This is a genomic window from Brevundimonas sp., assembly GCF_046295775.1.
Classification (GTDB): domain Bacteria; phylum Pseudomonadota; class Alphaproteobacteria; order Caulobacterales; family Caulobacteraceae; genus Brevundimonas.
In genome coordinates, this window is the sequence record NZ_JBKBML010000008.1 from 1 (window position 1) to 18,868 (window position 18,868).

19 protein-coding genes and 2 tRNA genes are annotated in these 18,868 nt (G+C 67.1%); 10 read left to right on the forward strand and 11 right to left on the reverse strand.

The features are described from left to right. The first annotated feature begins 153 nt into the window (after nucleotides 1-153). From ACK4I0_RS06705 to rodA, 3 genes are read left to right on the forward strand one after another with little or no spacing between them, the layout of a single operon-like run. Nucleotides 154-669 (forward strand): hypothetical protein, encoded by a 516-nt coding sequence (locus ACK4I0_RS06705; protein WP_409609253.1) that lies wholly within the window; start codon nucleotides 154-156, stop codon nucleotides 667-669. Then, on the forward strand, nucleotides 666-2,636 hold the full coding sequence (mrdA, locus tag ACK4I0_RS06710; protein ID WP_409609255.1) for a penicillin-binding protein 2: 1,971 nt from the start codon (nucleotides 666-668) through the stop codon (nucleotides 2,634-2,636). Before ACK4I0_RS06705 ends, mrdA begins: the two co-directional genes overlap by 4 nt. Further along, a complete protein-coding gene (gene rodA / locus ACK4I0_RS06715) occupies nucleotides 2,633-3,787 on the forward strand; it encodes a rod shape-determining protein RodA (RefSeq protein ID WP_409609257.1) in 1,155 nt (384 codons plus the stop codon). Before mrdA ends, rodA begins: the two co-directional genes overlap by 4 nt. On the opposite strand, the gene ACK4I0_RS06720 is transcribed toward rodA, so the two are convergent. After that, nucleotides 3,784-5,052, reverse strand: coding sequence for a DNA polymerase IV (locus ACK4I0_RS06720; protein WP_409609259.1), 1,269 nt, complete (start codon nucleotides 5,050-5,052; stop codon nucleotides 3,784-3,786). The genes rodA and ACK4I0_RS06720 overlap by 4 nt on opposite strands. A 137-nt stretch (nucleotides 5,053-5,189) precedes the next feature. On the opposite strand from ACK4I0_RS06720, the gene ACK4I0_RS06725 reads away from it, so the two are divergent. Both ACK4I0_RS06725 and ACK4I0_RS06730 read left to right on the forward strand, forming a co-directional pair. Beyond that, the gene (locus tag ACK4I0_RS06725) at nucleotides 5,190-5,567 is read left to right on the forward strand and encodes a response regulator (protein ID WP_409609261.1); all 378 of its coding nucleotides are present in this window, start codon (nucleotides 5,190-5,192) and stop codon (nucleotides 5,565-5,567) included. Beyond that, nucleotides 5,564-6,928 carry a PleD family two-component system response regulator gene (locus tag ACK4I0_RS06730; RefSeq protein ID WP_409609263.1) on the forward strand — a complete coding sequence of 455 codons (1,365 nt, stop codon included), beginning with the start codon at nucleotides 5,564-5,566 and terminating at the stop codon, nucleotides 6,926-6,928. The genes ACK4I0_RS06725 and ACK4I0_RS06730 overlap by 4 nt, the downstream gene beginning before the upstream one ends. A 64-nt stretch (nucleotides 6,929-6,992) precedes the next feature. Here the strand turns inward: ACK4I0_RS06730 and rpmG are convergent, their stop codons facing one another. Beyond that, entirely contained in the window at nucleotides 6,993-7,160 is a 168-nt protein-coding gene (gene rpmG, locus ACK4I0_RS06735) for a 50S ribosomal protein L33 (protein WP_003164451.1), read from the reverse strand. A 323-nt stretch (nucleotides 7,161-7,483) separates the two neighbouring features. On the opposite strand from rpmG, the gene ACK4I0_RS06740 reads away from it, so the two are divergent. Then, nucleotides 7,484-7,879 (forward strand): hypothetical protein, encoded by a 396-nt coding sequence (locus ACK4I0_RS06740; RefSeq protein ID WP_409609265.1) that lies wholly within the window; start codon nucleotides 7,484-7,486, stop codon nucleotides 7,877-7,879. 713 nt (nucleotides 7,880-8,592) lie between these two features. Here ACK4I0_RS06740 and ACK4I0_RS06745 read toward each other — a convergent pair. Continuing rightward, a tRNA-Lys gene (locus ACK4I0_RS06745) sits at nucleotides 8,593-8,668 on the reverse strand. Between the two features lie 126 nt (nucleotides 8,669-8,794). On the opposite strand from ACK4I0_RS06745, the gene ACK4I0_RS06750 reads away from it, so the two are divergent. Continuing rightward, nucleotides 8,795-9,148 carry an Hpt domain-containing protein gene (locus ACK4I0_RS06750; RefSeq protein WP_409609267.1) on the forward strand — a complete coding sequence of 118 codons (354 nt, stop codon included), beginning with the start codon at nucleotides 8,795-8,797 and terminating at the stop codon, nucleotides 9,146-9,148. 56 nt (nucleotides 9,149-9,204) lie between these two features. On the opposite strand, the gene ACK4I0_RS06755 is transcribed toward ACK4I0_RS06750, so the two are convergent. Further along, nucleotides 9,205-9,738, reverse strand: coding sequence for a CarD family transcriptional regulator (locus ACK4I0_RS06755; RefSeq protein ID WP_135063034.1), 534 nt, complete (start codon nucleotides 9,736-9,738; stop codon nucleotides 9,205-9,207). 295 nt (nucleotides 9,739-10,033) lie between these two features. Next, nucleotides 10,034-10,375 (reverse strand): ferredoxin FdxA, encoded by a 342-nt coding sequence (fdxA, locus tag ACK4I0_RS06760; RefSeq protein WP_409609269.1) that lies wholly within the window; start codon nucleotides 10,373-10,375, stop codon nucleotides 10,034-10,036. A gap of 137 nt (nucleotides 10,376-10,512) precedes the next feature. Here fdxA and ACK4I0_RS06765 point away from each other — a divergent pair, with 137 nt between their 5' ends. Further along, nucleotides 10,513-11,139, forward strand: coding sequence for a YceI family protein (locus ACK4I0_RS06765; RefSeq protein WP_409609271.1), 627 nt, complete (start codon nucleotides 10,513-10,515; stop codon nucleotides 11,137-11,139). A gap of 95 nt (nucleotides 11,140-11,234) precedes the next feature. On the opposite strand, the gene ACK4I0_RS06770 is transcribed toward ACK4I0_RS06765, so the two are convergent. Both ACK4I0_RS06770 and ACK4I0_RS06775 read right to left on the reverse strand, forming a co-directional pair. Further along, nucleotides 11,235-11,522 carry an RNA-binding S4 domain-containing protein gene (locus tag ACK4I0_RS06770; RefSeq protein ID WP_409609273.1) on the reverse strand — a complete coding sequence of 96 codons (288 nt, stop codon included), beginning with the start codon at nucleotides 11,520-11,522 and terminating at the stop codon, nucleotides 11,235-11,237. Continuing rightward, nucleotides 11,519-14,035, reverse strand: a complete 2,517-nt coding sequence (locus tag ACK4I0_RS06775) for a helicase-related protein (RefSeq protein WP_409609275.1) — start codon at nucleotides 14,033-14,035, stop codon at nucleotides 11,519-11,521. Before ACK4I0_RS06775 ends, ACK4I0_RS06770 begins: the two co-directional genes overlap by 4 nt. 241 nt (nucleotides 14,036-14,276) lie before the next feature. On the opposite strand from ACK4I0_RS06775, the gene ACK4I0_RS06780 reads away from it, so the two are divergent. Beyond that, nucleotides 14,277-14,353, forward strand: a tRNA-Arg gene (locus tag ACK4I0_RS06780). Between the two features lie 33 nt (nucleotides 14,354-14,386). Here the strand turns inward: ACK4I0_RS06780 and ACK4I0_RS06785 are convergent. The 3 genes from ACK4I0_RS06785 to ACK4I0_RS06795 all read right to left on the reverse strand — a co-directional run bounded on the left by ACK4I0_RS06785 (nucleotide 14,387) and on the right by ACK4I0_RS06795 (nucleotide 17,976). Beyond that, entirely contained in the window at nucleotides 14,387-15,580 is a 1,194-nt protein-coding gene (locus ACK4I0_RS06785) for a glycosyltransferase family 2 protein (RefSeq protein ID WP_409609277.1), read from the reverse strand. Continuing rightward, a complete protein-coding gene (locus tag ACK4I0_RS06790; protein WP_409609279.1) occupies nucleotides 15,580-16,752 on the reverse strand; it encodes a hypothetical protein in 1,173 nt (390 codons plus the stop codon). The genes ACK4I0_RS06785 and ACK4I0_RS06790 overlap by 1 nt, the downstream gene beginning before the upstream one ends. A 90-nt stretch (nucleotides 16,753-16,842) precedes the next feature. Beyond that, nucleotides 16,843-17,976 carry a zinc-dependent alcohol dehydrogenase family protein gene (locus ACK4I0_RS06795; RefSeq protein WP_409609281.1) on the reverse strand — a complete coding sequence of 378 codons (1,134 nt, stop codon included), beginning with the start codon at nucleotides 17,974-17,976 and terminating at the stop codon, nucleotides 16,843-16,845. Between the two features lie 153 nt (nucleotides 17,977-18,129). On the opposite strand from ACK4I0_RS06795, the gene ACK4I0_RS06800 reads away from it, so the two are divergent. Next, entirely contained in the window at nucleotides 18,130-18,564 is a 435-nt protein-coding gene (locus tag ACK4I0_RS06800) for an acyl-CoA thioesterase (RefSeq protein ID WP_409609283.1), read from the forward strand. Nucleotides 18,565-18,581: 17 nt separating this feature from the next. On the opposite strand, the gene ACK4I0_RS06805 is transcribed toward ACK4I0_RS06800, so the two are convergent. Next, nucleotides 18,582-18,770 carry a hypothetical protein gene (locus ACK4I0_RS06805; RefSeq protein ID WP_135064657.1) on the reverse strand — a complete coding sequence of 63 codons (189 nt, stop codon included), beginning with the start codon at nucleotides 18,768-18,770 and terminating at the stop codon, nucleotides 18,582-18,584. Nucleotides 18,771-18,868 lie beyond the last annotated feature (98 nt).

Below are 18,868 nucleotides of genomic sequence, written 5' to 3' on the forward strand. Positions count from 1 at the left end.
CGTCACGGCGCCCGTGGCGTCGCCGCCGACCCCGCGAACCGCTCCGCCGCCTGCGGCCACTGCGCGCCCGGCGCCGCCGCCCGCCCCGCCTCAGCCCCAGCCGGCGCCTGTCGAGCCCGCGCCGACCTCGCCTGATGCTGACGGAGACAACGGATGAGGCGCGGCGCCGTCCGAGTCGTCGGCCCTTTGCAGTGGCTGGCCGGACCGGCGCTGGTCGCTGCTGCGGCGACCCTTGTGCTGACCACGCCGCTGCAGGTGTTCGGGTTGAAGCTGCCTGAGCCCGTGCTGCCGATGGTGCTGGCCTTCGCCTGGCCGCTGATCCGGCCTTCGGTGCTGGCGCCTTGGGTGGTGCTGGCGCTGGGTCTGTTCCTGGATTTGGTGATGGGCGGGCCGCTGGGCCTGTGGGCGGTGGCTCTCCTGGTCGTGCATGGCGCGGCCTTGCTGTCGCGCAATCTGTTGGCGGGGCAGGCGACGCTGATGTTGTTCGCTTGGTACGCCGGGTTGGTCAGTCTTGCCTTTCTTCTGGCCTATCTGATCGTCAGTCTGCGTACAGGCGTGGCGCCCAGTCTGATCGCGGTCCTGTGGCAGGCGGTCGCCACGCTTCTGCTCTTTCCCCTGGCCGACTGGTTGATCCAGCGGTTCGACGATGGCGACGTGCGGTTCCGATGAGCTCAGAACCTTCGATCATGTTCTCGGATCCGAACGAGCGTCAGGGCTCCTTCCTGCGCCGGACCCTGCTGGTCGGCGGGGCGACGGCGCTGGGACTGACCGCCCTGGCGGGACGGCTGGGCCAGCTGCAGGTCGTGCAGGCAGCGGAATACACCACGCTTTCGGCGCGCAACCAGTTCAACTTCCGCCTGGTGCCGCCGCCGCGCGGCCTGATCAAGGACCGGAACGGCGTGGTGCTGGCCGGCAACCGGCCTAGCTTCCGGGTTCTGGTGGTCCGTGACGAAACCAAGGATCTGGACCAGACGCTGGACCTTTTGGGCCGACTGCTGCCCGATACGCTGGAACGCCGTCGCACCATCATTCGCGAAGTCAACGCCGCGCCACGCTTCAACCCTGTTCCGGTCAAGAGCGACCTGACCTGGGAGGAGTTCGCCAAGGTCAATCTGCACGCCGCCGACCTGCCGGGTGTGATGGCCGACATGAACGAGGCGCGGTTCTATCCTTATGGCGGCGCCTTCGCGCATGTGCTGGGCTATGTGGCCAAGGTGTCGGACCGCGACGTCAAGGCTCTTCGAGATCGAGGCGAAGAGATTCCGACTATTCTGTTCAACCCCAGTTTCCGCATCGGGCGGCAGGGGGTCGAGCGTGCGCTAGACGCCGAACTGCGCGGCGAAGCCGGCGGCAATCGCGTAGAGGTGGATGCTCGGGGGCGGGTCGTGGCCGAGGATGCCGGGGGCTCGCGCCCGCCCGTGGCGGGCCAAGAGGTCGTTCTGACCCTGGACGCCGACGTCCAGCGCCGGGCTCTGGAGGTCTTTGGCGAGGAGTCGGGCGGCTGCGTCGTGATGGACGTGCGAAACGGCGACATCCTGACCATGGTGTCGTCGCCCTCATTCGATCCGAACCTTTTCGTGTCTGGCGTGCCGGGGCCGGTCTATCGCGCCTGGGCCGACTATGAGCGTCGGCCGCTGCTCGACAAGTCGACGACCGGCGTGTTCGCGCCGGGTTCGACCTTCAAGCCGGTGACCGGCCTGGCGGCGCTGATGCGCGGCACCAATCCCAACCGCCGGATCCATTGCTCCGGCGGCTTCTATCTGGGACGGCGGTTCGCCTGTCACGCCACCCACGGCTCGCAGGACATGCGCGAGGCGATCAAGAACTCCTGCAACGTCTACTTCATGACCCTGGCGGTCGAGATGGGGCCAGACGCCATCGCGGAGACGGCGCGGCGCATGGGCTTCGGCCAGGAGTTCGACATCGGCATCGGCGGTCAGAACGAGGGTCTGGTGCCCGATCGGGACTGGCGGCGGCGCAATCCGGTGCGCGGCGATCCCAACTGGTATCCGGGCGAGAACCCGAGCTATGGCATCGGCCAGGGCGCCCTGACGGTCAACGCGCTGCAGCTGGCGGTCTATACGGCGCGGATGGCGAACGGCAGCAAGAAGGTCATGCCGCGTCTGATCAAGTCGGTCGGCGGCGTCGAGCGTCCGCAGGCGCCGTTCGAGGATCTGACCTTCGATCCGGCCCATATGCAGGTTCTGCGTGACGGCATGAACGCGGTGACGGAGGCCGGCGGCACGGCCTTCCGCAACAGCCAGCTCGGCCTGGGCCCCGTACGAATGGCCGGCAAGACCGGCACCGCCCAGGCGCGCAACTATGGCTCGGGCTCGCGCAAGGGCGCTGGACGGCCCTGGGCCGAGAAGGACCATAATCTGTTCATCGCCTACGCCCCGATCGACAATCCGCGCTACGCCGTCTCGGTCATCGTTCAGCACGGCGGCATGGGGGGCGGCACCGCCGGCGCGCCGCGCGCGCGCGAAGTGATGAAGGTGGCCCTGCTCAAGGATCCGGAAATCCGCGCCCGGATCGAGACCGAGGGCTTTGTCGAAAGCGACGATCCCGGCGCTCACGAGGTGACCGACCTGCTGGCGAACGGCCCGCCCACGATCGCGCCGGGAACCGGCGAATGACCGCGTCGGCTCTGACGCGGCCCGGCCAGCGAGACCGGCTGTCGGTCAAGCTGGGCGAGATCGACTGGCGGCTGGTGATCCTGCTGGCAATGGTCGGCGGCGCGGGCGCGGTGATCCTGTATTCCGTCGGCGGCGGCTGGAGCCCCTGGGCCCTCGACCACGCCGTGCGCTTTGCGATCATGACGGCGGTGATGATCGCCCTGGCCCTGATCGATCTGAAGTGGTGGTTCAGGGCGGCCTATCCGCTGTATGCCCTGTTCCTGCTGCTGGTGCTGATGACCGAGTTCACGCCGCTGGGCTATGTGGCCGGCGGCGCGCGCAACTGGCTGAACCTGGGCTTCATCCGGCTGCAGCCGGCCGAGTTCGTCAAGTTCGGGCTCGTTCTGGCCCTGGCCCGCTGGTACCACAGCCATACGGCGGCCGAGGCGCGGCTGTCGTGGAAGCTGCTGATCCCCGCCGGCATGATCGGCGTGCCCTTCATCCTGGTGGCGAAACAGCCCGACCTGGGCTCGGCCATGATGATCGGCCTGACCGGCGCGGCCATGATGTTCCTGGCTGGACTGAGCTGGCGCATCATCGCAGCGGGCGCGGCGGCGGCGGCGGCGATCATTCCGCCCTTCGTGATGTTCGTGATGCACGACTATCAGCGCAATCGCGTGCTGACCTTCCTGAATCCTGAAAGTGACCCGGCGGGCACCGGCTACAACATCATCCAGTCGAAGATCGCCCTGGGCTCGGGCGGCCTCCTGGGCAAGGGCTTCGGCTTGGGCAGCCAGAGCCAGCTGGAGTTCCTGCCAGAGCGGCACACCGACTTCATCTTTTCCGCCCTGTCGGAAGAGTTCGGCTTCGTCGGCTCTTTTTCGATCCTGCTGGTCTATGCGGGGATCGTGCTGATCTCCCTGCGGATCGCGTCGCTGAGCTACAGCCACTTCGGGCGGATGGCGGCGTCGGGCATCACCGCGACCTTCGCCCTGTTCGTCCTGATCAACGGCGCGATGGTGATGGGGCTGGCGCCGGTGGTGGGCGTGCCCATGCCGCTCCTGTCCTACGGGGGCTCGTCGATGATGACTCTGATGGTGGGCTTCGGCCTAGTGATGGCCGTGCGGGTTCATCGTCATAAGGAACTGCCCAAGAACTCTGGCCTGCTCTAGCGGGGCGGCTTGGGCTCAAGGGCGCGGCCGGCGATGACCGCGTCGCCGCCGAAACGGTCTCGCAGGGCGTCGATGGCGCGCTCGGTTTTCAGCGTTCGCGCGCCGGCGCTTTCGAACAGGGCCGCTGGTGCATCCTCGGCGTCCTGAATGTCCGCCATGCCCACCCCGATGAGCCTGTAGGGGCGCCCCAGCTCCGGCTTCAGCAGGGCGCGAGCCGCCGCGAACAGCCCTCGCGCAGTCTGGATCGGGTCGGGCTCGGTGATGCGTCGGGTGACGATCTTGAAGTCGGTGCGCCGCAGCTTCAACACCACCACGCGGCTGGCGACGCCGTCCCGCCTGGCCTTGGCCGCCAGCTTTTCGCACAGCGGCCACAGCTCGGCCTCAAGGGCGGCGGGGTCCGTGAGATCCTCATTGAAGGTGGTCTCGGCGCTCATGCCCTTGCGGTCACGGTCGGGATTTACCGGCCGCGCATCGCGGGCGTGGGCCAGGTCGTGCAGCCGCAGGCCGCTCTCGCCATAGCGCCGGATCAGGTCCTGGGGATCCGCGCGGGCCAAGTCGCCGACCGTGGCGAAGCCGTCGCTGCGCAGGGTGCGGCCAAAGATGGGACCGACGCCGGGCAGGATGGTCACAGGGCGCGGCGCAAGCAGGGCCTGGGCGCCCGCCGCGCCGATCACCGAAAAGCCGCGCGGCTTGTCCAGCTCAGACGCGATCTTGGCCAGGAAGCGGTTGGGCGCCAGGCCGATGGAGACGGTCAGACCCGTCTCACGCTCGATCCAGTTCTGGGCGCGGACCAGTTGCAGCACGGGCGGACCGCCGTTCAGGCGTTCCGTGCCCGACAGATCGACCCAGGCCTCGTCCAGAGACAGGGTCTGGATCAGAGGCGTCAGCTTGGCCAGGGCGCCCAGGATGCGCTTGGACTCGGCGACGTATTTGGTGAAGTCGGGCTTGATCACCACCGCGTCGGGGCAAGCCTTCAGCGCCTTGAACATCGGCATGGCCGAGCCCACGCCATACAGACGCGCAATGTAGCAGGCGGTCGACACCACGCCGCGTTTGCCGCCGCCGACGATCACCGGCTTGTCGCGTAATTCGGGACGATCGCGCTTCTCCACCGAGGCGTAGAAGGCGTCGCAGTCCATGTGGGCGATCGAAAGCTGGTCCAGTTCGGGATCCGCCAGCAGGCGCGGCGAGCCACACGTCGGACAACGGCGCGGGGAGGGCGCTTCGGCCCCCGTCCACTCGCAATCCCGGCAGATGGCCTTCATCGGAAACCTTCCGCGCTCAAGCAGCGCGAAGCGCGATAGCGCAACTTGGAGACTCAACTTCACCCCAACTTAAGACTGGATCGCGATGATCGCATCTCCAGAAGGCGAACAAGCCTCGTGTCCCAAACCGGGTGGTGATGTCCAAGACCGTCCTCATCGTCGAGGATAACGAGCTGAACATGAAGCTCTTTCATGATCTGCTCGATTCTCAGGGCTATCGCACCCTGCAGACCCGCGAAGGGCTGCAGGCGCTGGCGATCGCGCGCGAGCATCGCCCCGACCTGATCCTGATGGACATCCAGCTGCCCGAGATCTCGGGGCTGGAAGTGACCAAATGGCTCAAGGACGACGAAGAGCTGCGCCACATCCCGGTCATCGCCGTCACCGCCTTCGCCATGAAGGGCGACGAGGAGCGCATCCGTCAGGGCGGCTGCGAAGCCTATATCTCCAAACCGATCTCGGTGATGCACTTCCTTGAGACGGTGCGGCGCCACCTGGGCCAGGTGGCGGCATGAGCGCACGCATCCTAGTCGTCGACGACGTCGACGTGAACGTCCGCCTGCTCGAGGCCAAGCTGACGCTGGAGTACTATGAGGCTTTGTCGTGCCATGACGGCGTCACCGCCCTAGCCATGGCGGCCGAGCATCAGCCTGATCTGGTGCTCCTCGACGTCATGATGCCGGGCATGGACGGGTTCGAGACCTGTCGGCGTCTGAAGGCCGATCCAGCGACGCGCCATATTCCCGTGGTTCTCGTCACGGCCCTGGATGGGCGGGACGACCGCATCAAGGGCCTGGACGCCGGCGCCGACGATTTCGTCACCAAGCCGATCGACGACGTGGTCCTGTTCGCGCGCGTCAAGTCGCTGACCCGGCTCAAGGAGGTCACTGACGAGCTGCGCGAACGCGAGGAGAGCGGCCGGCGCCTGGGCGTCAATATCGAGGGCGCGGCCCGCCTGCGCGGCTCGGGCGGGCGCGTGCTGGTCGTCGACGACGACGCGCTTCAGCTGGAGCGTATGGCGGTGGAGCTGGCCAAGGAGCACCGACCGATGGTCGAGGCCGATCCAGAAAAGGCCCTGGCCGCCGCCGCCGGCCCCATCGATCTGATGATCGTGGACACCACCAGCGAAGGTTTCGACGGCCTGCGGCTGATCGCCCAGGCGCGCTCTGCGCCGGGCACCCGCAAGCTGCCGATCCTGGCCGTGGTCGATCCGCTGGACCGGCCGCGCCTGGTCAAGGCGCTGGAGCTGGGAGCCAACGACATCCTGCCGCGGCCTGTCGATTCGGAAGAATTGGCCGCGCGGGTGCGCACCCAGGTGCGTCGCAAGCGATACGCCGATTTCCTGCGCGAAAAGCTGGACTACAGCCTGGAGATGGCGGTCACCGACGCCCTGACCGGCCTGCACAACCGCCGCTACATGGCCGGACAGCTGCAAGGACTGGTCAGTCGCGCCGGCCGAGGCGGGGAGCCCGTGGCCGTGCTGGTGCTGGACATCGATCACTTCAAGGCGGTGAACGACGGCTTCGGCCACGACGCCGGCGACGAGGTGCTGCAGGAGTTCGCCGTGCGGCTGGCGACCAATGTGCGCGCCGTCGATCTGCCGTGCCGACTGGGCGGGGAGGAGTTCGTGGTGGTCATGCCGGGCACGACCCTGGATGACGCCCACCGCATCGCCGACCGCATTCGTCGTGACATCGCCGCCAGCCCCTTCCGCGTCATGGGCGGCCGCGAGCAGTTGTCCATCACCGTGTCTGTGGGCGTGGCCGCCAGCCTGGGCGAGGGCGATACGCCCGAGGCCCTGCTCAAGCGCGGCGACGAAGGCGTCTACGAGGCCAAGGCCCGAGGTCGCGACCAGGTCATCGCCCGCGCGGCCTGATCCTTCGGACAAAAAAACGCCCGGTCGTGGGACCGGGCGTCTTCAAATCACAGAGCGGCAGATCTTACTTGATCTTGCCTTCCTTGAACTCGACGTGCTTGCGCACGACCGGGTCGTACTTCTTGACGACCATCTTCTCGGTCATGGTGCGGGCGTTCTTCTTGGTCACGTAGAAGAAGCCGGTGTCCGCCGTGGAGTTCAGGCGGATCTTGATGGAAGCCGGTTTGGCCATCGGACAATTACCCTTGCGACGGCGAAAGCCGCTTGAAATGAGAGGCGCGGAACATACTCAGGACCGCCCCAAAGTCAACGGCTCTCCGCAGGCTGACCGAATTGCCTAAATGCGACGGGCGGCCCCGGCCGAGGCTTCCACTGGCGAATGGCCGGACCGGTCGCAAATCGCCGATATCGACGCCTCGGGCCGAGGGGCGCTCCAGAATCAGATCTGGCCTCAGCGCCGCCTTGGATGGGCAGGCCGCGTCCGATTTGGACCTGACTGCGTATGACCGCCTTCGACCCATTGCGGCCATTCAAACCGGCGGGCACGTTCAACGGATGACGGACAACTGGCTCTCCGAAATCGTGGTCGTGAATGAAAGCCCCGACGAAACAGTGGCCGGTGATGTGAGCATCTTCCGCCACGCCGGCGATGCTTGCGCTCACCTGGAATACTGGTGGGTCGAAGACAAAGAAGGGTTCGCAATGACGGCCGCCGGTCACCGCGTCGAGCTTGGCGTCGGTGCGAAGCGGGATGTCATAATCGTTGGGATGGAAGAAGTGCCCACCGGCACCGAAGTGGTGCGGTCATGGCTTCATAGCGTCGCAACCCATGTTCTGGAAAAGCGCTCGCATAAAGCGAAGAGGGGGAAGTTGAGGCTCAGCCCCTCGGAGGCCCAGGGCCACTTGCCTGCGTCCTCTGAGGCACTGATCGCCTACATCTTCATGAAGTGAAGTCCGCTCCCGGCCCATAGGCGACGGTCTGCTCTCGACCCGTTATCGACGTTGGGCAAGTCCGCTTTGAGCCAGTTCCAGCATAGCAGTTGCATTCCGGCTGCGGTGGCCGCTCGCCTCATCCGCGAGTCGTTCCTCGATCTGTTCCGGGCCCCAGACTGCTGCGGCCTCGAAGTCGCCGAGGGGGGCGTCAACTGGACGTCTGAGGCCTGTCCCGTGTTGATAGAGTTCAACTGACTTCGTCAGTGCGTCTTGGATATAGAACCACTGGTCATTCACCTCGGCGGCGACGGGCGCAGTGCCGATCTTCCGCCAACGCTTGAAGGCGTCACGGTGGACCCATAGGCGGAGCTTGAACGGAAGGCCCGCGATGCTCTCCACAGGCTGAGCGTCGGAAAAGCAACCCTCGTAGAAGCCTACCAGAGGTTCGCTTAGGGCCTGCGCGTAGGTGAATCGGCCCCCGCTGACCGGGACTTCGAAGACCGCTCCTTCGACCACACGTGTACGTGCCATAGGTTGATGCCTCGTAATCTGTCCGCGCAACAAGGATGTCAGAGCTAACGTCCGCAAACCACCCATGGCGGCTGTTGAAAAAGGTCGGCTATCGCGAAGGTGCGCGGCGAAGCGTGGCCGGCTCGCAATGCTGGAGGGACATTCGCCCACGCGCATCGGCCAGGCGAGGGCTGCGACAACCACTGAAACGAAAGAGACGATGGTGGGTGATCACAGGTTCGAACTGTGGACCCGCTGATTAAGAGTCAGCTGCTCTACCAACTGAGCTAATCACCCGTACCGGTCGTCTGGCTTCGGCGCTTGTCCGAAGGGGGCTGCATGTAGAGGCTTGCGTTGCGGGGCGCAAGCCGTTTCTGAATGGGGCGGCCTTCTTGACGCAGGGAGGCGCGAAGGGAGGCCGGGATGGCTTTGCGAGATCTGACCGGCGCGGTTGACTTCACCGTCCTTGAGGCCACGACCGGGGGCGACGACGGCGTATCCGAAGAGGTTCTTGGCCTGTTCGTCGAGCAGGCGGCGATGTGGTCGCGCCTGTTGCGACCCGAGATCGAGGGTTGGCGCGACGCGGTGCATACGCTGAAGGGCACGGCGGGGGGCGTGGGCGCCCGACAGCTGGCGGTTCTGTGCGCCGAGGCCGAGGCCGCCGATCCGCCCATGGCGCCGGCGGCGCTGGACCGGGTCCAGGGCGCGCTGGACGCCGTGCTGGCCGACATCGCCGCCTATCGTCACGGTCTGGCCCTGCGCGGCCTCAGGGCGTGAACGAAAAAAGGCCCGGGCGAACCCGGGCCTTTTCCATGGTCTGAGGTGTCAGCCGATCAGGCGGCTTCGGCGGCCGGGACGATCGGCTTCTTGGCGCTGAGCGACTTGGCCAGCAACTCGACGGCGGCGTCCTTGTCGATCTTGTTGGCGGCGGCGACTTCGCGGGCCATGCGGTCCAGAGCCGATTCATAGAGCTGGCGCTCGGAATAGGACTGTTCCGGCTGGGTGTCGGCGCGGTGCAGGTCGCGGACCACTTCGGCGATCGAAATCAGGTCGCCCGAGTTGATCTTGGCTTCATATTCCTGGGCGCGGCGCGACCACATGGTGCGCTTGACGCGGGCGCGGCCCTTCAGCGTGGTCAGGGCGCGGGTGACGGTGTCGTCGGCGGCCAGGGAACGCAGGCCGGCTGTGGCGGCCTTCTTGGTCGGAACGCGCAGGGTCATCTTCTCGTGGTCGAAGGTGACCACATAGACTTCCAGGCTCATGCCCGCGACTTCCTGCGTCTCGACGGCGGCGACCTTGCCGACGCCGTGGGCGGGATAAACGACGGCGTCGCCGACCTTGAACTCCAGACCGCTCTTGTTCGTCATGTCAGTCCTTTCCCGGCAACAGGGAAGGGCGAGGCGAAGGCGCAGGGACAACAGATCGTCCGGTCCGGCGAGAGGTTCGTCGGGGCGGATGAATTCAGTTGTCGAAGCGGAAACGGATCACCAAACCTCTGGCCGATCCCGCCTGCTATGGACGGGATTCATTCGCAAACGCGGGCGGCGCGAGGAATTCGCTTACCGCCCGACCCAATGACAGTAACCTATCACAAAATGCGGGAATTTCAAAACATCCACAGCGCGACAGACGCGCAGGGGCGAATTCCAGTGCCGAAGGCCGTCAGGAGCCCTTGCCGGGCTTGGGGCTGAAATACTTCTCGAACTTGCCGGTTTCGCGCTCATACTGCTCGCGGTCGGCCGGGGGCGTGCCCTTGACCGTGATGTTGGGCCAGGCCTTGGCGTATTCCGCATTGACCTGCAGCCACTTGCCGTCCGGCTCGTCCTCGGTATCGGGCACGATGGCGTCGACGGGGCATTCGGGCTCGCACACGCCGCAGTCGATGCATTCGTCGGGCGCGATGACCAGGAAGTTCTCGCCCTCGTAGAAGCAGTCCACCGGACACACCTCGACGCAGTCCATGAACTTACATTTCACGCAGGCGTCGGTGACGATGTAGGTCATGGGCGAGGGGCGCGCGGCGTCAGGTTGGGAGAGGCCGGGGACATGGCCGCCGCCCGCCTGCATGTCAACACCGGCTTGACGCCGGACGGCTCAATCCGCATCAATGTCGATTACAGATCATCCCCCGGAGACCGCTTATGAAGACCCTGTTCAAACCGCTTCTGGCCGGCGCGGCCGCCCTCAGCCTGCTGGCGTCCGGCGGCGTCGTGGCGCAATCGGCCAACACCAAGAACCCCGCCGAGGTGCGCGCCGGCGCCTATGCGCTGGACTCGGCGCACGGCAAGATCACCTGGAAGGTCGATCATCTGGGCTTCTCGACCTACATCGGCCAGTTCGTGAACGTGCAGGCCGAGCTCAGTATCGACCCGGCCAATCCCTCGGCCGGCACGCTGACGGCGACGATCCCGCTGACCGACGTCGCGTCCAACTCGGACGGGCTGGATCGCCACCTGCAGACGGCGGACTTCTTCGACACCGCCAACCATCCCACGGCCAGCTTCCGCTCGACCCGCATCGAGATCGACAGCGACGATGCGACCGAGGCCGACGTCTACGGCGAACTGACCCTGCGCGGCGTCACGCGTCCGGTGAAGATGGAGGTCAAGTTCAACCAGGCCGGGCCGGCCATGGGCGGCGGCTACAAGGTCGGCTTCGACGGCGAAGCGACCATCAAGCGCTCGGAGTTCGGCATCAACTACGCCCTGCCTGCCATCGGCGACGAGGTTGAGCTGCACCTCGAGGGTGAGTTCGTTCTGAAACAATAAGGCCAAATCCGTCTCCCCGGCGAAGGCCGGGGCCCAGAACGGCACTCGCGGCGCCCGATCTTCTGGACCCCGGCCTTCGCCGGGGAGACGGGCGGTCAGCGGGCGTCAAGAAGCTCGTAAAGGGCGCGGGCTTCTTCGGCGGGCCCGCGCCGGTCGCCCAGGGCGACGACGCGCAAGGCGTGCAGGCGCCCGCCCAGGACGAAGACCAGTTCGTCGCCGACGTGGACCGACCGGCTGGGCTTGTCGAGACGGCTCTGCGCGCCGTTGTGGGTCAGCCGCACCGCGCCTCGCTCCACCAGTCCCGCAGCCAGCGTCCGCGTCCGCGCGAACCGCGCGCGCCACAGCCAAACGTCGATGCGGCACGAAACGGAAGCCCCGCTCATTTTTGAGCAGATTTCGCCGATGACGGGCGGCGCCTGGCCGTCCGTCGAGCTTTTCTGGGGGCGGCGGGTGCGGTGAGCGCAGCCAAGGCGGCGAAGGGTGTGTCCTTCGGCTGTGGCGGCTTGCGACCTGGCCTGTCGGGCTGCTTGGCGCGCTCAGTCTTCAAGGCGGCGATCACGGCGCGCGCCTGCGACTCGGTCCAAGCAAGTTCAGCGAGCGCCTGATCCGACAGGCGTCCGTCATTCGCGGCGCGCATCTCCGCCATCCGTTCAAGCGCCTCCAGCGGCGCCAACCACGCGCCCACGCCGCGCAGGCCGAGGGCAGAGAGCGCGCGAGGGGAGGGCGCTTCAATCGGCGCTGGCATTAGAGCGGTGGGGCTATCGGGCGACGCCAGAAGCGGAGCGGGCGCGAACGCCTGGGCGAAGGCGCGGCCCCGCGGCTTTATTGCGCCGGGCAGCCAGACGGAGTGCACGCCGACACGCACGGCGAAGCTGCGCAGAGTTCGCCGCTCGACCTGGCTGAGGGCGTGCAGGTCGCGCTCGACGTCACGACGGTCGATCAGGCCGCCGGCCTCGATAAGGCGGAAGGCGATGCCGCGCGGCAGGCCCTTCAGCGCGCCGCTCTCCACGGCATGACGCAGCCTGCGCAGTTCGCGTAGCGCCCGGCCCGCCTCGGCCGCCAGCCAGGCCTCCAGCCGCCGCGCCGCCCGCTCCCGCGCCGGCTGAGGCCCCAGGTCGCCGATCAGGCGCACCTGAGGCGCGAAGGGATCGGCGCCCTGGGGCGTGGTGACGACCCGCGCCGCCAGCGCTCCGCGCCACAGCACCTCGCCGGCGGGCGTGACGAAAAAGGCGGCGTCCTCGTCGGCGGCCAGACGGCCCAGCCGACGCGCGATCTCGGGCCCGACGACGCGATGCGCGGCCTGGCGCAGGGTGCGGTCCGACAGGGTCGAGCCGCCCGCTTCGCTGGTGAAGCGCACGCCGTCCAGTCGCCCGACCAACTGACCCTCGACCGTCACCTCGCCGTCCTCGCCCACGCCGGCCATGGTCTCGTCGTGCACGTTCAGCGCGCGCATCAGGGCGGTGGTGCGCCGATCCACGAAGCGGGCCGTCAGGCGTTCGTGCAGAACGTCAGACAGACGCACCTCCAGTTCCTTGGTCCGCTGGCGCCAGTGCATGGCGCCATCCAGCCAGTCGGGTCGGTTGGCGATGTAGCTGAGCGTCCGGACGCCCGCGAGCCGTGCGGACAGCTGGTCGATCTGCCCGTCGTCGCGATCCACGTCGGCGAAGCGGGGTGCGAACCAGTCCTGGTCCAGCCGCCCGCGACCGCGCGTCAGCGCCTGGAAGATATCCTTCGCCAGCCGGGCGTGGGCGTCCAGCGTGGTCTTCTGGAAGTCCGGCAGCTGACAGGTCTCCCACAGCCGCATGATCGCGCCGCGCGAGCGACCGATGCGGCGCACCTCCTCGTCCTTCATCGCCCGGCGCAGCAGGGTCTCGTCCAGCGCCTCCGCCGTCAGGCTGAGGCCGCCCACGCCCGGCGAGACGGTCAGAGAGCGCAGCAGATCGGGCAGGCTGTCGAAGTCCAGCCGCGCATTTCTCCATTCCGCCGCCTCGATCGGCTCGAACCGGTGCTCGGCGACCTGTTCCAGAATGTCTTCGTCGGGCTCCTGGGCTTCGCCGGTCACGCCCCAGGTGCCGTCGCGCAGGTGACGGCCGGCGCGACCAGCGATCTGGCCGATCTCGTGGGCGTGCAGCCAGCGCGTGCGCCGACCGTCGAACTTGCGCATCCCGGCAAAGGCCACATGGTCGACGTCCATGTTCAGCCCCATGCCGATGGCGTCGGTGGCGACCAGGAAATCAACCTCGCCCGACTGGAACAGTTCGACCTGGGCGTTGCGCGTGCGGGGGCTGAGCGAACCCATGACCACCGCCGCGCCGCCGCGTTGCCGCCGGATCAGCTCGGCGATGGCGTAGACCTGATCGGTCGAGAAGGCGACCACGGCGCTGCGCGGCGGCAGGCGGGTCAGCTTCTTGGAGCCGGCGTAGCTGAGCGTCGACAGTCGATCGCGCGACACGATCTCGGCGTCCGGGACCAGCTGCCGGATCAGCGGCGCCATGGTCGCCGCGCCCAGGAACATGGTCTCAAACCGGCCGCGGGCGTGCAGCAACCGCTGGGTGAAGACGTGGCCGCGTTCCGGATCGGCCGCCAGCTGGATCTCGTCCACCGCCACGAACTCGACCGACCGCTCCAGCGGCATGGCCTCGACGGTGCAGACGAAATAATGCGGCCGGTCCGGCACGATCTTCTCTTCGCCCGTGATCAGCGCCACGGCCGCCGCCCCGCGCCGCGCGACGATGCGGTCATAGATCTCGCGCGCCAGAAGCCGCAGCGGCAGGCCGATCATGCCCGAGGCGTGCCCCAGCATCCGCTCGACCGCCAGATGCGTCTTGCCGGTGTTCGTGGGCCCCAGCACCGCAGTGACGCGCGAGGGAGCCTGGCCTGTCGAGCGATCACTCATGACGGCTTCAAGGTGGCGACGAACGTCGGGTTCCTCAAGCGCCGCCTTCGATCATTAACGCTGAAGCTGAAAGGAGCGGAACAGGCGCGAAACGAATCGGGACCGAATCACCGACACGGCCCGATTCGGGATTTGTTCCCTACAAGATAGGGTAGCTTAACGCGCCTTAACCACAAGGCGGAAACGCAGTCGCCCAAAGGGCTTCCCGCGCGCTGTCCAAACCGCTAGTCAGCCCCCCGACGGCCCCGTAGCTCAGCTGCATAGAGCAAGGCTTTCCTAAAGCCGAGGTCGCAGGTTGGAGTCCTGCCGGGGTCGCCAGTCTTCCGTCTATGTAGCCATAGCCACGCTGCTTTAACCGCGCTCGGGGAGCATGGACGCGGGGGCTTCGAACGGGCGGCTCGTCAGGGGAAAGTCGATGTGGTGGCTTTCACTCTGCTCATGCCACTGGACGAAGCTCTGCCGGTAGGCGTTGCGTGCGGGCGGAAGGACGCCAGAGTCGTCGTCGATGGCGAAATCGCCGCCACCCGACAGCGAGCCGCTGGACCACAACACCAACGACAGCAGTTCCTGCCCGTATTGAACGGCCGTGCGGCCGAAGCTGAGTTCCAGGCGACGTTGGAACTCGGAGTCGGCGCCGGCTCGAACGGAATCGTAAAAGCCGATCGAACGCCGCACCGGATGTGCTCGATACATCAGAGACGACGCGTCCGGCCGAACGTAGTCGGCGCGAAACTGCAGGCCGGCCTCGGGCGACATTCGTACATGCTGCACGCCGGTGGCTACCAGGCGAGGATTGGCCGACAGCCTCGCCACGCTGGCCTGCAGCTTGCGGGGGTGCGCCCAGTCGTCGGAGTCCTGACAGGTCACGAACTCGCCGCGCGCCTGCGACAGGGCGAGGTTTTTGGAGACGTAGGTCCCGGCGTTCGTTGAGGACAGGATGGGAACCACGCGCGGGTCGCGCTTGGCGTAGCCACTGATGATCTCGGCGGAGTTGTCGGTGCTGGCGTCGTCGATCACCAACAGCTCGAGATTGGCGTGGGTCTGGCCCAGGATGGACTGGATGGCGTAGCCGATGGTTTCGGCGCTGTTGAACGAGGTCATCATGACCGAGACCAGGGGGCCGTCGGATCGGGTTTGCGCCTCGGTCCCCTCGATGTTGTCCAGCGTCAGCCCGCGCCGCGGCTCAAGCATGCGGATAGGCGACGCCTTGAGCAGCGTCAGGGCCGCATTCAACTGATCGACCATGGCGGTTGCGTCGCCCAGACGGAACGCCAACTGCGCCCGCAGCAACGCCATGCGGCCATGCTCACCGGAGCTGAGATCGAACCCGTCCAGCACGCCGATTAGGTCGAAATATCCCTTCCAGTCGCCGGCCTGAATGTAGTCGTGGGCGCAACGCATGATCACGGTCGCCTGCGCGCGAGCTTCGGGCGCTGCCGAGGCCATGAGATCAGTCATCATGGACCGCTGATCGGGCGGCAGCAGCGGCGCGAAGCGATACAGGGCGGCTATGTTGGCCACCGCCTTGCCGCGATCCAGCAACATCACCTTGCGCAGCTCGCTGCGAGCTCGCTCCAGATCACGCAGGTTGGCGCAGGCCTCGACATAGCGGCTTCGTTCTGAAGGCGGGCGTCCAGAGACTCGAATAGGTCAATCGCCTCGTCGAAACGGCGTAGATTGATGAGGGCGCGCATCCGCAGCCGCGCGAGGCTGCGGTCATGCTGAGTGGTGAGAGCACACGCCTGATCCAGCAGCGCCAGGCCTTCGAAGTTCCGTGACGCCCTGATGGCCGCCTCGGCCTGCGCCACCAGGGCGCGTGCGTCCAAGTCTCCTGGATCTGCGGGCGCCTTGGCGTCTTCAGACCGTGGCAGGTCAATCCGCGTGAACCCGGCAAGACGTCCGTCGATCATAAGCAGGGCGTGGCCGGCCGAAGCGTCGGTGCGAGCCGGTTGCGCCAGCCGCGCCAGAGGGGCGTCAAACTCCACATGCCGCTCATGCGCGATCAGGGTGAAGTCCTGCGCGCGCACCGGGATCTCCAAGCTCTCGTCCGGCAGCCGCAGAACGACCGAGGCCGGCGCCTCATCGGGGATCACCCCCTGCAGGCGGGCGCCGCTCTGCGATATCTCGGCATTTCGGTTCAGCATCCGGCCCAGGCGGGCGCCAGCGCTCTTGACGACGAAGGCGGAGGCGCGGGGGGCGATAATCACCCCGAACTCGTAAAAGCCAATCGGCCCTGAAGCCGCGGGAAGATCGCTCGTGAACGTCTGGGCCGCGAAAGCCTGGGTCAGCGGAGCCTTCTTGCGTATCTTGTGAGCGACGCGCAGCACGCCGTCGGGAGCGTATTCGAACAGGGTCACCTGACGGATCGGCGGTTCCATACCCTCGGCTCCGCTGGCCTTGGCCGTGAACATGAAGACCATGTCCAGTTCGGCCTCTGGATTGGCTGAGATCATGTAGGGGGACAGGGCGTCCAGTCTGAACGTCAGGCGACACTCATGCTCGCACCCCGAGGCGTCGATCAGCAGCTCCGCCGATCCGCCTGGAGCGCCCGGCTCCAGGATATGGACGCCGCAGGCGATCTGGTCGTCGATCGTCTTGAACTGAAGGCGCGCATGGGCCGACACTTCCGTGACCTTGCGTTGCCGAACCGGCGGGTCGGATGGAAAGACGAACTCCTGTTCCAGGAGGGCCTTTTCGAAGTCAGTCGGCATGCTCATTCCGGGGTCTTAGTCTGTCGAAGCAGCCTGCGACACCCATGGATGGATGGTTTTGGACCTTCTCCGAGAGAACGACGCTACCGTCGCCAGCTACCTCATCTCGACAACCAGCCGCGCCACCTCTCCGGCGTGCAGGCGGTCGAAGCCTGCGTTGATGTCTTCCAGGCCGATGACGCCGGACAGCAGTCGGTCGACGGGCAGGCGGCCGTCGCGGTACAGGGCGACGTAGCGGGGAATGTCGCGGCTGGGGACGCAGGTTCCGATGTAGGAGCCCTTCAGAGTCCGCTCTTCGCCGACCAGGTTCACGATGTTGACCGCCAGGGCCGCGTCGGGCGGCGGCAGGCCGGCGGTGACGGTGGTCCCGCCGCGCCGGGTCATCTTCCAGGCGGCCTCCAGCGCGCGAACCGAACCGGCCATCTCCAGCGCCACGTCGGCCCCGCCATTCGTCAGGGCGCGGACCTGCTCGACCGCGTCGGGGGCGGGGGCGTCAACCGTGCGGACCGCGCCGAACGAGGCCGCCAGCGCCAGCTTGTCGGGGTTAAGATCGACCGCCACGACGGGCGAGGCCCCGGCGGCCAGCGCCCCAAGCACGCTGGCCAGGCCGACCCCGCCCAGGCCGACCACGACCACGGCCTGGCCCGGGCGCACGCCGGCGGTGTTCACCACCGCGCCGACGCCGGTCAGGACGGCGCAGCCGAACAGGGCGGCGATTTCGAACGGCAGGTCGGGATCGATCTTCACCAGCGAGCGGCGCGACACCACGGCCCGGTCCGCAAAGGCCGAGCAGCCCAGATGGTGGTTCAGCGACGCCCCTGCCGCGTCATGCAGCGCCCGATGGCCGGTCAGCAGTTCTCCCTTGCCGTTTGCCGCCGCGCCGGGCTCGCACAGGGCGGGCCGACCTCCCGCGCAGGGATCGCAGTGGCCGCAAGACGGCATGAACACCATGGCCACGTGATCGCCGATCATCAGGTCGTTCACGCCCTCGCCCAGCGCCTCGACTACTCCGGCCGCCTCGTGACCCAGAGCCATGGGCAGGGGACGGGGGCGGTCGCCGTTGATGACGCTGAGGTCGGAGTGGCACAGGCCCGCCGCCTTGATGGCCACCAGCACTTCGCCGGGGTCGGGCGGATCCAGCGTGACCGTCTCGATCGTCAGCGGCCGGCTGTCGGCATAGGGCCGGGCGGCGCCTATGGCGCGGAGCACGGCGGCGCGGGTCTGGATCATGGCGGAGCCTCCTGACGGTACGCTAGGCGCTTGACGCCGCGTCGGCCAAGCCTGACGGTCCAGGTCGGCCGGCGCAGATCGGGCGGAGGAAACGCGCTCAAGCAGCGGCCCGCCGTGCGGGTCGCGGTAGCGCAAAAAGGAAGCGGAGCGGATATGCCTAAAAGAGACGAGGGCGCTCTGGCCGAGCGGGCCACCTACAAGGCCTTTCACATGGTCTCGACCCGCTGGGCCGACAACGACCAGTATGGCCACATCAACAACGCCAAGTTCTACGAGTTCGTCGATTCGGCGGTGAATGCGCACCTGCTGATCGCGGGGGCTCTGGATGAGTCGATCGGCTTGGTGGTGGATTCGGGCTGCCGTTACACCTCGTCGCTGAAGTTCCCAGACGTGATCGAGGTCGGCATCAAGGTCGACCGGATCGGGACGTCCAGCGTCACCTATGGCTTCGCCGTCTTCAAGCGCAGCGCCAGCGCCCCGGCCGCCATCGGCCATTTCGTCCACGTTTATGTCGACGCCGACACGCGCAGGCCTAAGCCGCTGCCGGCCAAGCTGCGGGCAGTGGTGGAGAACCTGAAGGCGGACTAGCCGCCTTCAGAACCTCGTCAGTCGTCGAAGTGGCCCAGCAGGGCCAGGGCGCCCACGGCTGTCAGCACGCCGAAGGTGAAGGCGGCGACGATGGAGCCGGTGGCCACCGCCGTTGAAACGGTGACGGGCTTGGCCTCGTACCATTCGACAATGTCGGCTTCCTCATAGTCGTCGTAGTCGTCGATCAGAGCTTCTTCGGCGCCCATGGCGGCCTCCCTTCGCGTGGTCCTGGCGACGTAATCCGTCGCCGTGGCGGCGGTTCCGGTCGGCGTCGTGACACGATGCCGCCCATCCGCTAGGGAGC

What these genes read in the sequence shown, in the direction of transcription:
- ACK4I0_RS06800 (WP_409609283.1), top strand. Translation starts at nt 18,130, where the DNA reads ATGCCTAAAAGAGACGAGGGCGCTCTGGCCGAGCGGGCCACCTACAAG.
- ACK4I0_RS06805 (WP_135064657.1), bottom strand. Translation starts at nt 18,770, where the DNA reads ATGGGCGCCGAAGAAGCTCTGATCGACGACTACGACGACTATGAGGAA.
- ACK4I0_RS06765 (WP_409609271.1), top strand. Translation starts at nt 10,513, where the DNA reads ATGAAGACCCTGTTCAAACCGCTTCTGGCCGGCGCGGCCGCCCTCAGC.
- ACK4I0_RS06755 (WP_135063034.1), bottom strand. Translation starts at nt 9,738, where the DNA reads ATGACGAACAAGAGCGGTCTGGAGTTCAAGGTCGGCGACGCCGTCGTT.
- ACK4I0_RS06785 (WP_409609277.1), bottom strand. Translation starts at nt 15,580, where the DNA reads ATGTTGCTGGATCGCGGCAAGGCGGTGGCCAACATAGCCGCCCTGTAT.
- mrdA (WP_409609255.1), top strand. Translation starts at nt 666, where the DNA reads ATGAGCTCAGAACCTTCGATCATGTTCTCGGATCCGAACGAGCGTCAG.
- ACK4I0_RS06770 (WP_409609273.1), bottom strand. Translation starts at nt 11,522, where the DNA reads ATGAGCGGGGCTTCCGTTTCGTGCCGCATCGACGTTTGGCTGTGGCGC.
- ACK4I0_RS06725 (WP_409609261.1), top strand. Translation starts at nt 5,190, where the DNA reads ATGTCCAAGACCGTCCTCATCGTCGAGGATAACGAGCTGAACATGAAG.
- rpmG (WP_003164451.1), bottom strand. Translation starts at nt 7,160, where the DNA reads ATGGCCAAACCGGCTTCCATCAAGATCCGCCTGAACTCCACGGCGGAC.
- ACK4I0_RS06775 (WP_409609275.1), bottom strand. Translation starts at nt 14,035, where the DNA reads ATGAGTGATCGCTCGACAGGCCAGGCTCCCTCGCGCGTCACTGCGGTG.
- ACK4I0_RS06790 (WP_409609279.1), bottom strand. Translation starts at nt 16,752, where the DNA reads ATGAGCATGCCGACTGACTTCGAAAAGGCCCTCCTGGAACAGGAGTTC.
- ACK4I0_RS06750 (WP_409609267.1), top strand. Translation starts at nt 8,795, where the DNA reads ATGGCTTTGCGAGATCTGACCGGCGCGGTTGACTTCACCGTCCTTGAG.
- rodA (WP_409609257.1), top strand. Translation starts at nt 2,633, where the DNA reads ATGACCGCGTCGGCTCTGACGCGGCCCGGCCAGCGAGACCGGCTGTCG.
- ACK4I0_RS06705 (WP_409609253.1), top strand. Translation starts at nt 154, where the DNA reads ATGAGGCGCGGCGCCGTCCGAGTCGTCGGCCCTTTGCAGTGGCTGGCC.
- ACK4I0_RS06795 (WP_409609281.1), bottom strand. Translation starts at nt 17,976, where the DNA reads ATGATCCAGACCCGCGCCGCCGTGCTCCGCGCCATAGGCGCCGCCCGG.
- fdxA (WP_409609269.1), bottom strand. Translation starts at nt 10,375, where the DNA reads ATGACCTACATCGTCACCGACGCCTGCGTGAAATGTAAGTTCATGGAC.
- ACK4I0_RS06730 (WP_409609263.1), top strand. Translation starts at nt 5,564, where the DNA reads ATGAGCGCACGCATCCTAGTCGTCGACGACGTCGACGTGAACGTCCGC.
- ACK4I0_RS06740 (WP_409609265.1), top strand. Translation starts at nt 7,484, where the DNA reads ATGACGGACAACTGGCTCTCCGAAATCGTGGTCGTGAATGAAAGCCCC.
- ACK4I0_RS06720 (WP_409609259.1), bottom strand. Translation starts at nt 5,052, where the DNA reads ATGAAGGCCATCTGCCGGGATTGCGAGTGGACGGGGGCCGAAGCGCCC.